This window comes from Mesorhizobium sp. WSM4310 (assembly GCF_007003935.1).
Taxonomy (GTDB): Bacteria; Pseudomonadota; Alphaproteobacteria; order Rhizobiales; family Rhizobiaceae; genus Mesorhizobium.
In genome coordinates this window covers 1-12,724 of record NZ_VFTA01000010.1, presented here as the reverse complement: position 1 = coordinate 12,724, position 12,724 = coordinate 1, and the positions used below count along the sequence as shown (strand labels likewise).

Below are 12,724 nucleotides of genomic sequence, written 5' to 3'. Positions count from 1 at the left end.
CCGGGGATTTGTGAGCGAACGCGCGTCGTCCAGATCGGCCGATACGGTGGATGTGGAACCGTATGATCCGCGCCAGGAACTGGGGGTGGCGGAACTGCGCATCCTTTACCGCGCCGAAGCCCTGGCGAAGCGAAGGAAAGATGCCAGGCCTGGGCTCTGGATCGCCGTCGTCATCTATGTGCTGTTTTCGGTGTCGGACCTGCTGCTGATACCCGACGTGGCGGCCTACACGATCACGGCGCGCTTCGCGGTCGGATTGACCGCTCTGCTGACCCTGGAAACACAGCTTCGCCGGGGCGTGGCGACGGAGTGGCTCGACGTGACCTGCGCCGCGGCGATCATCTTCGGCTATGTCGGCTGGTTGTTCCCGGCATCCCTGGGCGCCAACAAGGAAACCGTCGCCTACTACATGGTGTTCGGCACCATTTTCATGATGAGTGCCAATCTATTTTTCACGTTCAGCTTCAAGGTGTCGATCATAACGTCGACGATCATATTGTGCATCCTGTACGTGGTGAACTATTTCCTGCCCGCCTCGCTGACATACAAGATGGTGTTCGGGACGTTCTACGTTTCGTGCTTCACCTTCACCTCCTATGTGAACTGGAAGCTGAATGAGGAGCGCTACAACGTCTTCCTGAACGCGCTGGAAGCCAAGATCCAGCACAAGGAGGCCACCGAACGCGGCAAGGCCCTGCTCAGACTGTCGCGGACGGATCCGCTCACCGGCCTGGAAAACCGGCGCGCGATCGACGAGAAGCTGCGCGATTACTGGAGCGACTGGCAAAAGCTTGGCAACGGCTTCGCGGCCATCCTCATCGATGTCGACTTCTTCAAGAAGTTCAATGATTGCTACGGCCACCAGGAAGGCGACCGCTGCCTGATCCATGTGGCCAACGCGCTGAGCGACCTGATCAAGAACTACAATGGCTCGATCGGGCGTTATGGCGGCGAGGAATTCATCGTGCTCGCCCGCATGGACAAGAAGGACCAGGTCGCGGAACTGGCGGAAGCCATTTGCCGCACGGTGGAGACCCTGGCGATCACCCATGAGCTCAGGCGCGACGGCATTTCGATCGTGACGGCGAGCGTGGGCGCCGCCTTCACCAGGGTGCAGGCCGGCGCCAAGCTGGAGAAGATCATCCACGAGGCGGACCGCGCGCTCTATCTGGCAAAGGCCAGCGGCCGCAATTGCGCCAGGCTGTTCGACCCGACCGATCCGCAGAGCAGCGACGAGAGCGAGAACCTCGCGGCGTTGCTGAAGATCGCGATCGGCCAGGGCCTCGTTTCACTCGTCTACCAGCCCATCCAGGATGTCGTGTCGGGCCGCGTCGAAGCGGTGGAGGCGCTGATGCGTCTCAAGATGCTGGACGGAACCCTGGTTCCGCCGAGCCTGTTCATTCCCGTGGCGGAACGCACCGGCGCGATCCTGGAACTCGGCCGCTGGGCGATACGGACGGTGTGCGCCGAGCTGCTGGCGGACGATCACGTCCCTCTCGTCAGTGTCAACGTCTCGCCGATCCAGCTCAAGACGCCTGGCTTCGCCGCGTCCGTCGCGACCATTCTGGGCGAGACGGGCGTGACCGGCAACAGGCTGGCCTTCGAGATCACCGAAGGGCTCGAGATGGAGATGCATTCGGACATCCTGCGCTGCATCAGCGACCTGAAGCTGCTCGGCATCAAGATCTGGCTCGACGATTTCGGCACCGGCTTCGCCGGCCTTTCGTGGCTGCGTCTGATCGATTTCGATACGGTGAAGATCGACCGCTCGTTCCTGCACGACTGCGGCACCCCGAAGGGCATGGCCATGCTGCAGGACATCATCGCGCTGGTGCGCAATCGCGGCCACCAGATCCTGGTCGAAGGCGTGGAAACCGACGAGCAGATCGCGCTGATGCGCGAGTTCGGCATCGACAAGATCCAGGGCTTCCGCGTCGGCCGTCCGGTTCCCGCCGCGAGTTTCCAGGCAAAGCGGGGCGTCCAGAAGCGCCCGTTCCTCAGGTCCGCCTGACAACGCCCGGCGAACTCACCCCAGCAGATTGCGCGCCGTGCGCATGAAGATCCTCGAGCCGATCGGGATCAGGTCGTCGGGAAAATCATAATCCGGATTGTGCAGGGAAGGGTGCCGTTCGCCGGCGCCGAGGAAGAACATCGCCGATCTGGCACTGCGGCCGAACAGGCCGAAATCCTCCGAGGCGCGCATCGGCAGGGCCTCTTGCCCGTGCACGACGCCTTCTTCGTCGAGCGCGCGTTGCAGGTGCTCCACCGCATCCGGCGCGTTGACGCTGGCGACGAAGATCTCGTGGTAATCCCAGCGGGCGGAGAGGCGATGGCGGGCCGCGATCTCGGTCACCAGGGCTTGCGCTCCGGCGCACAGGTCCGCCATGCGCTCGTCGCGGCGGGTGCGCAGCGTCGCCCACACCTCGGCATGTGCGGGCGCGATGCCGAACACGGCTTCGCCCATCGCGGCATGGGTGACGGTGACCATGGAGAAATCGTCGTCGGCGAAGGTGGCGTGGCCGAGCGCGGGCAGCGCCGGCATCAGCTCGGAGATCGCCGGCATCGGCGAAATGCCTGTCTCGGGCATTGAGGAATGCGCTGTCTTGCCCTCGAGCACGATGCGCATGCCGCGCGAGGCGCAGTTGACCACGCCGGGCTTGAGCCTGACCTCGCCGAACGGCACGCCCGGCAGATTGTGCAGCGAGAAGGCGAAATCCGGCGCGATCTCGCCGTAGCGCGGATCGGCGACGACGCCGGCAGCACCATTGCCGGTCTCTTCCGCCGGCTGGAACATCAGCACGACGCGGCCGCTGGCCGGCCGCTCGCGCCCCAGCTGCCGGCCAAGGGCGGCCAGGATCGCGGTGTGCCCGTCATGGCCGCACATATGCGACTTGCCGGGCACTTGCGAGGCGTGCGGCACGCCGGAAAGCTCCTCGATCGGCAGCGCGTCGAGTTCGGAGCGGAACAGCACGGTCGGCCCGGCCTTGCCGCTGTCGTAGACCGCCGCCACGCCGTGCCCGCCGAGGCCGGTCAGCACCTTGTCCGGCCCGGTGTCGGCGAGGAAGGAGACGACTTCTTTCGCCGTCTTCTCCTCCTCATTGGAGATTTCCGGCTGCCGGTGCAGCTTGCGCCGCCATTCGGTCAGCTCGACGATATCCCGGTTGGTCAGCGTCATGCGTTTGCGCCTCCGTTTGTTCCGATCGGCACAGTGTCGCAAACGCCGTCAGCGTACGCGATTGGGGCAGAGCGCTTTGAACTGGTCCAGCGTGACATCGTATGACGAGGCGCCGGAGCCGTCGAGCACCACATTGTCATCGATCGATGTGATCAGGTAGTCCGTCGTCACCTCAGTGCCCTTGTTGCGGCCCTGGAACAGCATGTTGGCGCCATAGAAGGTGGTGAATTTGCCGGTCTTGCAGTTGGCCGTGATCTCGAAGTGCAGGGGCGACTTCATTTCCGCGTCAATGCACTCCTTGGAGAAGTCGTGGCCGTATTCGCGGCAGTAGACGCCGGCCTTGTGCCTGTCGTGCTTGGCCAGGATGCTGGCGTGCTCGGAGCCGATGCCCGACCTTTTGACGATGGTGAGTTCCATTCCCACCTTGTTGCCGTAATAGATGGTCCTGGCTTCGGCGGAAGTGGCCAGCAGCAGGGCGGACAGCACGAGCAGCAGATATCGCATGGAAACGCCTCCCTTTGGCCGGGAGGATTTCACGCAGGCGATCGCACGGTCAAGGCCTCGACGCACAGCCGCCGCCGATGGGCATGGCATCGGCGACGGCGCTGCGCGCTTTCTGGAGCTGCTTTACTGATTGATCTCCGGCTCGACCAGCTTTGCCAGGTTCCGCAGCGATTCCTGCCAGCCGAGATAGCAGGCCTCGACCGGGATGACGTCGGGAATGCCGGCCTGGGTGATGTCGATTTCGGTGCCGACCGAGACTTTTTTCAGGATCACGGTGACCTGGATCTCGCCAGGCAGGTTGGGGTCGTCGAACCTGTCGGTGTAGCGCAGGCGCTCGCCGGGAACGAGTTCGAGATACTCGCCGCCAAAGGCGTGGCTGCCGCCCGTGGTGAAGTTGCGGAAGGACATCTTGAACGTGCCGCCGACCTTGGCCTCGAACTGATGGACCGTGCAGGTGAAGCCGTTCGGCGGAAGCCACTTCGCCAGCGCGTCGGCTTCGACGAAGGCGCGATAGACCTTTTCGGGGCTGGTGGTGAGAACGCGGTGCAAACGTACGGTACCGGGCATATCCTGTCCTTTCATGATGCCTGTTCGATGTCCCAAGGACGAACGGGGCTTGACCGATCCGACACGGGCTCGCAAATTTTCGAGAACCGGTCGCGGACCCAGCCTATCTCTGCATGTCGTTGTCGCAAAACCGCTGCACGCTTTTGGACGACATGCACTGGCGTAGGCCAATTCAGCCTGATTTGGGACTCGATGTTGCGGCGGCTGGACCAATCGTCGCAAATGACGAACCCGATAGCCATTATGAGGAGAGTGTTTATAACGGTCGCTGAAATCGCGATATCCAAGGGGAGACGATGCGCTACATACGTCCGCTTTCAATCGAAGATGCCGTCGGCCAATTGGCCGGATCGGCTGGCACGGCAGCCATTCTGGCCGGAGGCAGCGACCTTCTGGTGAGGATGAAGGGGGGCTTTGTCGAGCCCGACCTGATCGTCGACATCAAGTCGATCGCCGGCTTGAGCGACATCCGCGAAACCGCGGACGGCTTCAGCATCGGTGCTGCCGTTCCCTGCGCCGTGCTGGGCGAGAATGCCGCCCTGAAAAAGGCATGGCCAGGCGTCGTCGAGGCGGCCAAGCTGATCGGCTCGAAGCAGGTGCAGGGACGCTGCACCATAACGGGCAATCTCTGCAATGCCTCGCCGGCCGCCGACAGCGTGCCGGCGCTGGTGGCCGCGGGTGCCAAAGCGGTGATCGCCGGGCCTTCGGGCAAGCGCACCATTGCCGTCGAGGCCGTGCCGACCGGACCGGGCAAGACCTCGCTCGCCAAGGGCGAGATCATCGAGGCGATCCTGCTCGGCAAGCGCTCGCCGCGTTCGGGCGATGCCTATCTGCGCTTCATTCCGCGCACCGAGATGGACATCGCCGTGGTCAGCGCCGGGGTGAACCTGACGATCGACGAGCATGGCGTCGTCACGGCGGCCCGCGTGGCGCTGGGCGCGGCGGCACCGACGGTGCTGCTGGTCGAAGAGGCCGCCGAGGCGCTTATCGGCAGGAAGCTGGACGAGGCCGCGCTCGAGCGGCTGGCCAAGGTCTGCGCCGGCGCCTGCCGCCCGATCGACGACAAGCGCGGTACCATCGAATTCAGACGCAAAGTTGCGGGTGTGCTGGCCAGGAGAGCCGCCACGACCGCCTATGCACGTGCAGGAGGCAAATAATGGCTGGCATTGCAGTCTCGACCACAATCAACGGCGACATAACAGAATATCTCTGCCAGCCTGACGAGACGCTGCTCGACGTGCTGCGCGACCGGCTCGGCCTGACCGGCGCCAAGGAAGGCTGCGGCACCGGCGACTGCGGCGCCTGCAGCATCATCCTCGACAACCGGCTGGTCTGCTCCTGCCTGGTGCTCGGCGCCGAGGCGGAAGGCCGGCGCATCGAGACCGTCGAAGGCATGGCGCATGGCGACCAGCTGCACACGCTGCAGCAGAAATTCCTCGAGCATGCCGCCCTGCAATGCGGCATCTGCACGCCGGGTTTCCTGATCGCCGCCAAGGACCTGCTCGCCAAGAACCCCGACCCGAGCGAGGAGGAAATCCGCTTCGGTCTCGCCGGGAACCTGTGCCGCTGCACCGGCTATGACAAGATCGTGCGCGCCGTCCAGGACGCCGCAATTGTGATGAAGGGAGCCTGAAGATGAATTTCGATCCGCGTTTTTCCGGGCGTAAATTCGCATCCGTCGGCACGCGCCCCATCCGCCCCGACGGCGTCGACAAGGTGACGGGCCGCGCCCGCTACGGCGCCGACTTCAACATGGCCGGCCAGCTGGTCGGCCGAGTGCTGCGCAGCCCGCATGCACACGCGATCATCCGCAAGATCGACATTTCGAAGGCGGAAAAGCTGAACGGCGTGAAGGCGGTGATCACGGCGAAAGACCTGCCCGACCTCACCGATGGCGATGCCGCCATGTACGACATCCTCGACAATTGCATGGCGCGCACCAAGGCGCTCTATGACGGCCATGCGGTGGCCGCGGTCGCGGCGATAGATGCCCGCACGGCCAGGCAGGCGCTGAAGCTGATCGAGGTCGAATACGAGATCCTGCCGCATGTCACCGATGTCGACGAGGCGATGCAGCACCACGCCCCGCTGATCAACGACACGATCTTCACCGAGGGGCTGGAGGAAAAGCCGGCAAAGCCCTCCAACGTCACCAAGCGCAGCCAGTTCGGCCATGGCGACGTCCACCAGGGTTTTGGCCACGCCGATTTCATCGTCGAGCGCTCGTTCAAGACCGAGCAGACGCACCAGGGCTATATCGAGCCGCATGCCTGCGTGGCGAGCGTCTCGTCCGACGGCACCGCCGACCTCTGGGTCTGCACGCAGGGCCATTTCGTCTACCGCCAGCACTGCGCCCAGCTGCTCGGCATCGAAGCCTCGAAGCTGCGCGTCACCTCCTCCGAGATCGGCGGCGGCTTCGGCGGCAAGACCCATGTCTGGGCCGAGCCGGTGGCGCTGGCTCTGTCCCGCAAGGCCGGACGGCCGGTGAAGCTGGTGATGACCCGCGACGAGGTCTTCCGCGCCTCGGGGCCGACCAGCGCCACCTCGATCGACGTCAAGATCGGCGCCCGCAAGGACGGCACCATCACCGCCGCCGAAGCGACGCTGCGCTACAGCGCCGGCCCCTATGCCGGCTCCTGGGCCGAGATCGGCGCCATGACGGCCTTCGCCTGCTACAAGCTCGACAACGTCAAGACCGTCGGCTACGAAGTGCTGGTCAACCGGCCGAAGACCGCGGCCTATCGCGCGCCGTCGGCGCCGATGGCGGCCTTTGCGGTGGAAAGTGCCGTCGATGAGCTCGCCAAGGAGCTCGGCATGGACCCTGTCGACTTCCGCATCAAGAACGCCGCGCAGGAAGGCACGCGCTCGTCCTACGGTCCGGTCTACGGCCCGATCGGCATCGGCCCGACGCTGGAAGCGGTGAAGAACCATCCGCACATGAAGGCGCCGCTCAGGAAAAACCAGGGCAGGGGCATGGCCTGCGGCTTCTGGTTCAATTTCGGCGGCCAGACCTGCACCGACCTCAACATCGGCATGGACGGCTCGGTGTCGCTGGCCGTCGGCACGGTGGATGTCGGCGGGTCGCGTGCCTCGCTGTCGCTGGTGGCGGCGGAGGAGCTCGGCATCGCCTATGAGCACGTCAAGGCTGTTGTCGCCGACACCTCATCCCTCGGTTACAACGACATGACCGACGGCAGCCGCGGCACCTTCTCCTCCTCCATGGCGACCATCTCGGCTGCCCGCAACGCGATCAAGATCCTGCGCGAGCGCGCCGCGCAGATGTGGGACATTTCCGTCGACGACGTGGTCTGGGAACAGGGCCACGCGGTCGCCAAGGGCGAGAAGCACGGCAATCTCGGCAAGCTCTCGCTGAAGGAGATCGCGGCCGAATCCGGCAAGACCGGCGGGCCGATCGCCGGCCACAGCGAGCTCGTCGCCGACGGCGCCGGCGTCTCCTTCGCCACCCATATATGCGACATCGAGGTCGACCCCGAGACCGGCTCGACCCGGGTGATCCGCTACACGGTGGTGCAGGATGCCGGCAAGGCGGTGCACCCGACCTATGTCGAGGGCCAGTACCAGGGCGGTGCGGCGCAAGGCATCGGCTGGGCGCTCAACGAGGAGTATATTTACGGCAAGGACGGAAGGCTGCAGAATGCCGGCTTCCTCGACTACCGCATCCCGGTCTGCTCCGACCTGCCGATGATCGACACGCAGATCCTGGAAATCCCCAACCCCAACCACCCCTATGGCGTGCGCGGCGTCGGCGAAACCTCGATCGTGCCGCCGCTGGCGGCGATCGCCAACGCGGTGTCCAACGCGGCCGGCGTGCGCATGACCCACATCCCGATGTCGCCGCCACGCATCCTGGCGGCCATCGAGGCGGAACGGGGAGGCTGAGCATGATGCCGAAAAGTGCGAAGCGGTTTTCGGATAACATCATGCTCCATCAGGAATAGAGCGAGGTCTAATGGTCGAAGTCACCCTTTGGGGCGCGCTCGGCCAGCTCGCCGGCGGCCAGAGCAAGGTCGAGGTCGAGGCCAAGGACATCAGGGAACTGTTCAGGAAACTGGCTGAACAGTATCCCGGGTTCGAGCCGTGGATCGATCGCGGCATTGCCGTGGCGATCGACGGGACGATTTATCGGGACACGTGGTCGAAGAAGCTGCCGCCGGGGGCGGAGATTTTTCTGCTGCCGCGGTTGGCGGGAGGGTGAGGGGGCAGAGTCTTTCTGCCCTCGACGAAGATCTCACCTGTCACAGTGCGCTCTCTGGAGCTGGCTCGACTATTATGGACTGTCGGTTTCACTGGAGAGTTCGGCAGCCGCTAGCCACTTGAGCCGGCGCCACACTGCTTTCCCGTACTTGGGACAGGGCGTGCGCGACCCTCGTGCGGATTTACTACGAGGGTGGTACTGCTCACTCTATGAAAGCGACTTTAGCGTCTTTGAAATGTAACGCGTCTCGCACCGCTTGAACTTGTTTTTCGTCGGTTCCCTTGGGGAAGACTATTGCGACTTGCCGGTCTCCTTTGTCGACAGCAGAGATACCGGTCGCCTCGTAGAGTTCCAACAACAGGTACCACGAACCATCCTGCGTTTCCTTTATGGTAGGCCTATAAGTCGACTCGTGAAACTTTGCCATGTCCATTCCTCCCTGCGCTGCTGTTCTAGCCCGTCTTAGTACGGCGACCGTAGGGCCCGCCGTGGTCGTGAGCTGAGTAGACTTCAATCTTCGCACCCCCATGGAGCAGCGCCTTCAAGAGTGAGTTAATCTCCGATTCTTCAGTAGTGATTACGACCCTGTCCCCCTCAACTCGCGCATGGAATTCATAGAGCAGCTGTTCTGGATCGAGAGCGAGATTTGTACGTTGATAGAATTCAAGTTGATCCTTGGAGAAGTTTTTGGTGACTTCTCCGGCTTTCAACCTTCCTGCAGCCTCATCTGCCAAGGCGATGTTTGTCGCCTCAGTTAGAGTATCTAACGTAGATTTCGCTGCTCCGGCGCTCTCGAATTTCCCTATGATAACCAAGTTCGCCGAATGTTCGCTCCCGTAGCCTATCCAGACCTTCATTGCACTATCTCCCCCATTGAGCCGACCTGTGCGCGAAGGCGGCTGATGTTCTCAATAATCGACGCATCGCATTGAAGCCGGAGGCCATTCTTTGCAAAAGCTGTTGTTCGTAGCATACCGAACGCGTCGACATGCATAAAATCATAGCTCTCATAGCGAGGATTGCTTGATATCAAGATCGGTGCATCAATACTAGCGGCCCCATGAGCTGAGGCTGCTAGACGGCACTGACCATAATTGTTTTGCGCCCAAGACGAAAGCTGCGCCAAGAGTTCAACGCTGACATTGAGGTCGCCATCAACCGTTGTCTCGGGAAGGAGCAAGAACTCCTCCGCCCCATTCTTGAATGCGAAGGATACTGCCTCTTGCAAATCGGGCCACGTCTCGTTGTTGACGACGAAATTGATGCCGAAGCGAGACGTGTCTCTCACGAACGCCAGCTTCTCTTGGAACTGAGAAAACGGTCGGCCACGCAATCTCTCGTAGGTGGGCCCAATACCGTCCATGGACAGACGGATAAAGTCGACGTTGCCGGACAACGCGTCCACTAAGCCTTTTGAGAACCTATGACCGTGAGTGGTCATCGTGACTGCGAGGCCAGTGTCCTCATGCAAGGTTCGGCATAAGTCGACGAAACCGGGAAATAATGTAGGCTCTCCACCTCCGAAACCTATGCCGAAACAACCCGCGCTATCAAGTTCCCGTGCCCACATCAAAATACTCTCGAAAGTTAGTCGAGCCGGGAGTTTCGAGGCGTAGCAATATGGACACGCTAATTCACACGCGTTGGTAAGGGCGAACGACATGTAGCGCGGTGCGACGGACCACTGAGCAGGGGCAACACATACCTCATCGGCAAGGATGTTCAAGCCGGTTGACCGGTCGAACATGTGGATGCCAGCATAGCCATATCGAGTTTTCATGTCGTCAGACTAGCAGGGCTTTCCGGCTTTTGGCAGAGCTGATTTGAAATATTGAAGAACCCCTATGCATGTAATCCACTTGCCTATTGCGCTTCCTATCGGGATCAAGCGCACCAGCCCTTATCAACTACTCTAATTTTTGTTCCGCCTAGGAAATTCAATGATCTTTCCACTTTCCATTTCGACAGCCTGAAGGGGGGTGCGCTTCGGTGTGACGAGCGGAACAGCACCAGTATCGACGGATAGAAACCCGTCCTCCAAGCCAGCTAGAGATTCTATCTCGCGAGCAGGGAGACACATCGCTGCTTGAAATGACGACCGCGCAAAGATGTTTGATGAAAGAAGGACATCGACCGCTCTTTTCAGCATACGCGGACGCTCGAGCGGCATATCTTTTGGATTGTCGAAAGGTTCCTGGAGGGGACCTCTCCAACCGCGCCGCCCTAGATTCCGATAGAGAGCAGACTTCTCAAATTCATCGATTAACTCTAGGTCATAGGCACGGTAAACCATCGCATTTATTGACATACCCCACTTCTTCTTGAGCGATGAAAAATAGTCCAACGTAGGAACTCGTACCTCAGAACGGAATGAATCCCTTGGAAAAATGAAAGCGCCAGCGAACCGGAACGCCTGCTGCTCCATCATCTTGTGCAGCATAGGGTCGCGAGACTGCTGGGGAGTCGCATAGCGGTGCAGCACGGCATGCCCAAGTTCGTGCGCAGCGTCATAACGCGCCCTAGCAGCGCTAAGCCCGTCTTTGTTGATACCAACAAACATCCGATCCAATATCGGCGAACGAAAACAAAATCCGTCCTGCTTGTCTGACATGATTTCCAAGTTAACTACTGGTATGCCTGCGTTCTCCAAAGCCAGCGTCACATCAGGGATGGGATGAAGTCCGAGTTTCCAGTACGAACGCAGTTTTTCAGCTGCGCCTTCAATTAGGTTGCTGGTTAGCTGACGAAAGTCCCTTGGAAGTGCTAGGTCTGGAATATCAAGCTTGGGGAAATCGAGTTCCCTCTCCAGACAAGAAAACAGCTCACAGAGCCAAGTCATTCTCTGCTCAGTCATCTCCCGAGCATATTTTGTTTCGACGGCCCGGGAGCGCCAAAAGATCAGGTCAATTGCTTCAGGCCACTCTGGTTGAAGGAAGAATTGTATTGGAAAATTAAGCGCCGCCGCCAATTTATCGAGACGATCGCCCTGCGGATTATCAAGGCCGTCTTCATATCGGGTGATGGCGGTGCCAGTTAGCCCCACCAGGTCCGCCAGCGCATTCTTATATAGACCTCGTGCTAGACGGGCCTCTCTTAGCCTTCGACCTCGGAAAGCCTGCACTCCAATAGTCATTACGCAGTGTCCCTTGACGAGTTCTTCTTCTTCGGCAGGATTATGACGCGGTCACGCTGCGGATGAGGCTCTGGCGTCCCGATCTTTTCGACTGGCGCGCGACCAAACATCGCGATCTGATGGAGGTCCAATCGCATAGTCCACTGACGATAGGCGGCGTCTGGTACGCCCAACATCAGGCCACCTAAGCACTTGTGCTCCCGACTAAAGCGAGGACCTGCTGCACCATGAAGCACGACAGCAAGGACGCATCCCGACCAATCTAAGATGCGGCCGGGTTGGTCGCCAAGATCTAGCTCCAGTTGTCTCACATAACTGTTTAGGTCGGAAAGAGCGACCTTGTAGTCGGCAGTTTGAGGATGATCCGTGATTGTGACGATGGGTTCTTGGATCAGAATAACCCGCCCCGCACGGACCAAGATTTTCCGCTGCCCATTGCAATCGAGCCGGCGCCATTCGAATGGCACCCCATGCTGGTGAGCGGCTTGCGCCAATGCCTGCATTGCATAGGCTCCACGACGACGGTTAAACTCCTCCTCGAGGAACCGTTCGTCATGCGTGGACGAATTCTGCAGGGCGTCGAACAGCCGAGCATATCCCCAACCCAATTCAACACAGAGCGTGTACAAGAAATCTGGGTCAAGATCGTCCGTGACGACGCCCCTCACGCCCTGCATCGCATCTAGCATAAAGAATCACTCCTTCAGGGGCGCAGCCACTGAAGCATGACGTCATTTTTGCCAAAAAAAGTCAAGCGTCTTGAAAGTTCGTTCTTGCGTTTATGCTTATAAATGCCATGTGGGTGGAGCGACTAAGTATCGGGAATTCTTCATTTTTCGGCAAATCCGTCCGATTGAGCCTACTCTTTTAATGCACTACAGTCCGCAGCCGCTCGCGCGACTTCAATGGGTCGCGGATCGGCCTTTCCAGCGCGCCGACCTCGCGGCCAGCGGTTCAAGGCACCTAATCATGCGGCTTTTGAGGTGGTGCCAACCGCCCAGGCGCACGCGGAAACGCTCTGCATCGACCACGGAGCCAGCGAAGCGCGAATCTCGGTCGCGACCTTCGGTCCGACCATCCGTACAGAAACTCGTTCCCGCCATTCCCTTCCTTGCCCTAAACCCCAACC

General features: G+C 60.8%; 13 protein-coding genes. 5 read left to right on the top strand and 8 right to left on the bottom strand.

Going from position 1 to position 12,724, the window contains the following annotated elements; all coding sequences use genetic code 11:
- The first annotated feature begins 46 nt into the window (after positions 1 to 46).
- Positions 47 to 2,011: an EAL domain-containing protein gene (locus FJV80_RS13190; protein ID WP_245318281.1), complete on the top strand. Its 1,965-nt coding sequence runs from the start codon at positions 47 to 49 to the stop codon at positions 2,009 to 2,011.
- A 15-nt stretch (positions 2,012 to 2,026) separates the two neighbouring features.
- On the opposite strand, the gene FJV80_RS13185 is transcribed toward FJV80_RS13190, so the two are convergent.
- From FJV80_RS13185 to FJV80_RS13175, 3 genes are all read right to left on the bottom strand, one after another.
- Positions 2,027 to 3,175: an amidohydrolase gene (locus tag FJV80_RS13185; protein WP_142876588.1), complete on the bottom strand. Its 1,149-nt coding sequence runs from the start codon at positions 3,173 to 3,175 to the stop codon at positions 2,027 to 2,029.
- A gap of 48 nt (positions 3,176 to 3,223) precedes the next feature.
- The gene (locus FJV80_RS13180) at positions 3,224 to 3,679 is read right to left on the bottom strand and encodes a hypothetical protein (RefSeq protein WP_142876587.1); all 456 of its coding nucleotides are present in this window, start codon (positions 3,677 to 3,679) and stop codon (positions 3,224 to 3,226) included.
- Positions 3,680 to 3,802: 123 nt separating this feature from the next.
- Entirely contained in the window at positions 3,803 to 4,246 is a 444-nt protein-coding gene (locus FJV80_RS13175; RefSeq protein WP_095789881.1) for an SRPBCC family protein, read from the bottom strand.
- 296 nt (positions 4,247 to 4,542) lie between these two features.
- Between FJV80_RS13175 and FJV80_RS13170 the strand changes: the two genes are divergently transcribed.
- The 4 genes from FJV80_RS13170 to FJV80_RS13155 all read left to right on the top strand — a co-directional run bounded on the left by FJV80_RS13170 (position 4,543) and on the right by FJV80_RS13155 (position 8,462).
- The gene (locus tag FJV80_RS13170) at positions 4,543 to 5,403 is read left to right on the top strand and encodes a xanthine dehydrogenase family protein subunit M (protein ID WP_142876586.1); all 861 of its coding nucleotides are present in this window, start codon (positions 4,543 to 4,545) and stop codon (positions 5,401 to 5,403) included.
- Positions 5,403 to 5,879, top strand: coding sequence for a (2Fe-2S)-binding protein (locus FJV80_RS13165; protein WP_095793376.1), 477 nt, complete (start codon positions 5,403 to 5,405; stop codon positions 5,877 to 5,879). Before FJV80_RS13170 ends, FJV80_RS13165 begins: the two co-directional genes overlap by 1 nt.
- A 2-nt stretch (positions 5,880 to 5,881) precedes the next feature.
- On the top strand, positions 5,882 to 8,146 hold the full coding sequence (locus FJV80_RS13160) for a xanthine dehydrogenase family protein molybdopterin-binding subunit (protein ID WP_142876585.1): 2,265 nt from the start codon (positions 5,882 to 5,884) through the stop codon (positions 8,144 to 8,146).
- 70 nt (positions 8,147 to 8,216) lie between these two features.
- Positions 8,217 to 8,462 (top strand): MoaD/ThiS family protein, encoded by a 246-nt coding sequence (locus FJV80_RS13155; protein WP_142876584.1) that lies wholly within the window; start codon positions 8,217 to 8,219, stop codon positions 8,460 to 8,462.
- A gap of 202 nt (positions 8,463 to 8,664) precedes the next feature.
- On the opposite strand, the gene FJV80_RS13150 is transcribed toward FJV80_RS13155, so the two are convergent.
- From FJV80_RS13150 to FJV80_RS13130, 5 genes are all read right to left on the bottom strand, one after another.
- Positions 8,665 to 8,889 (bottom strand): hypothetical protein, encoded by a 225-nt coding sequence (locus tag FJV80_RS13150; protein WP_142876583.1) that lies wholly within the window; start codon positions 8,887 to 8,889, stop codon positions 8,665 to 8,667.
- A 25-nt stretch (positions 8,890 to 8,914) separates the two neighbouring features.
- On the bottom strand, positions 8,915 to 9,319 hold the full coding sequence (locus tag FJV80_RS13145) for a DUF6375 family protein (RefSeq protein ID WP_142876582.1): 405 nt from the start codon (positions 9,317 to 9,319) through the stop codon (positions 8,915 to 8,917).
- Positions 9,316 to 10,125, bottom strand: a complete 810-nt coding sequence (locus tag FJV80_RS13140; RefSeq protein WP_246688965.1) for a radical SAM protein — start codon at positions 10,123 to 10,125, stop codon at positions 9,316 to 9,318. The genes FJV80_RS13145 and FJV80_RS13140 overlap by 4 nt, the downstream gene beginning before the upstream one ends.
- Positions 10,126 to 10,374: 249 nt before the next feature.
- Positions 10,375 to 11,595: an XRE family transcriptional regulator gene (locus FJV80_RS13135; RefSeq protein WP_142876580.1), complete on the bottom strand. Its 1,221-nt coding sequence runs from the start codon at positions 11,593 to 11,595 to the stop codon at positions 10,375 to 10,377.
- Positions 11,595 to 12,284, bottom strand: coding sequence for a hypothetical protein (locus FJV80_RS13130; protein WP_142876579.1), 690 nt, complete (start codon positions 12,282 to 12,284; stop codon positions 11,595 to 11,597). Before FJV80_RS13130 ends, FJV80_RS13135 begins: the two co-directional genes overlap by 1 nt.
- Between the last annotated feature and the right edge of the window lie 440 nt (positions 12,285 to 12,724).

What these genes read in the sequence shown, in the direction of transcription:
- FJV80_RS13185 (WP_142876588.1), bottom strand. Translation starts at nt 3,175, where the DNA reads ATGACGCTGACCAACCGGGATATCGTCGAGCTGACCGAATGGCGGCGC.
- FJV80_RS13180 (WP_142876587.1), bottom strand. Translation starts at nt 3,679, where the DNA reads ATGCGATATCTGCTGCTCGTGCTGTCCGCCCTGCTGCTGGCCACTTCC.
- FJV80_RS13175 (WP_095789881.1), bottom strand. Translation starts at nt 4,246, where the DNA reads ATGCCCGGTACCGTACGTTTGCACCGCGTTCTCACCACCAGCCCCGAA.
- FJV80_RS13170 (WP_142876586.1), top strand. Translation starts at nt 4,543, where the DNA reads ATGCGCTACATACGTCCGCTTTCAATCGAAGATGCCGTCGGCCAATTG.
- FJV80_RS13165 (WP_095793376.1), top strand. Translation starts at nt 5,403, where the DNA reads ATGGCTGGCATTGCAGTCTCGACCACAATCAACGGCGACATAACAGAA.
- FJV80_RS13160 (WP_142876585.1), top strand. Translation starts at nt 5,882, where the DNA reads ATGAATTTCGATCCGCGTTTTTCCGGGCGTAAATTCGCATCCGTCGGC.
- FJV80_RS13155 (WP_142876584.1), top strand. Translation starts at nt 8,217, where the DNA reads ATGGTCGAAGTCACCCTTTGGGGCGCGCTCGGCCAGCTCGCCGGCGGC.
- FJV80_RS13150 (WP_142876583.1), bottom strand. Translation starts at nt 8,889, where the DNA reads ATGGCAAAGTTTCACGAGTCGACTTATAGGCCTACCATAAAGGAAACG.
- FJV80_RS13145 (WP_142876582.1), bottom strand. Translation starts at nt 9,319, where the DNA reads ATGAAGGTCTGGATAGGCTACGGGAGCGAACATTCGGCGAACTTGGTT.
- FJV80_RS13140 (WP_246688965.1), bottom strand. Translation starts at nt 10,125, where the DNA reads ATGTCGTTCGCCCTTACCAACGCGTGTGAATTAGCGTGTCCATATTGC.
- FJV80_RS13135 (WP_142876580.1), bottom strand. Translation starts at nt 11,595, where the DNA reads ATGACTATTGGAGTGCAGGCTTTCCGAGGTCGAAGGCTAAGAGAGGCC.
- FJV80_RS13130 (WP_142876579.1), bottom strand. Translation starts at nt 12,284, where the DNA reads ATGCTAGATGCGATGCAGGGCGTGAGGGGCGTCGTCACGGACGATCTT.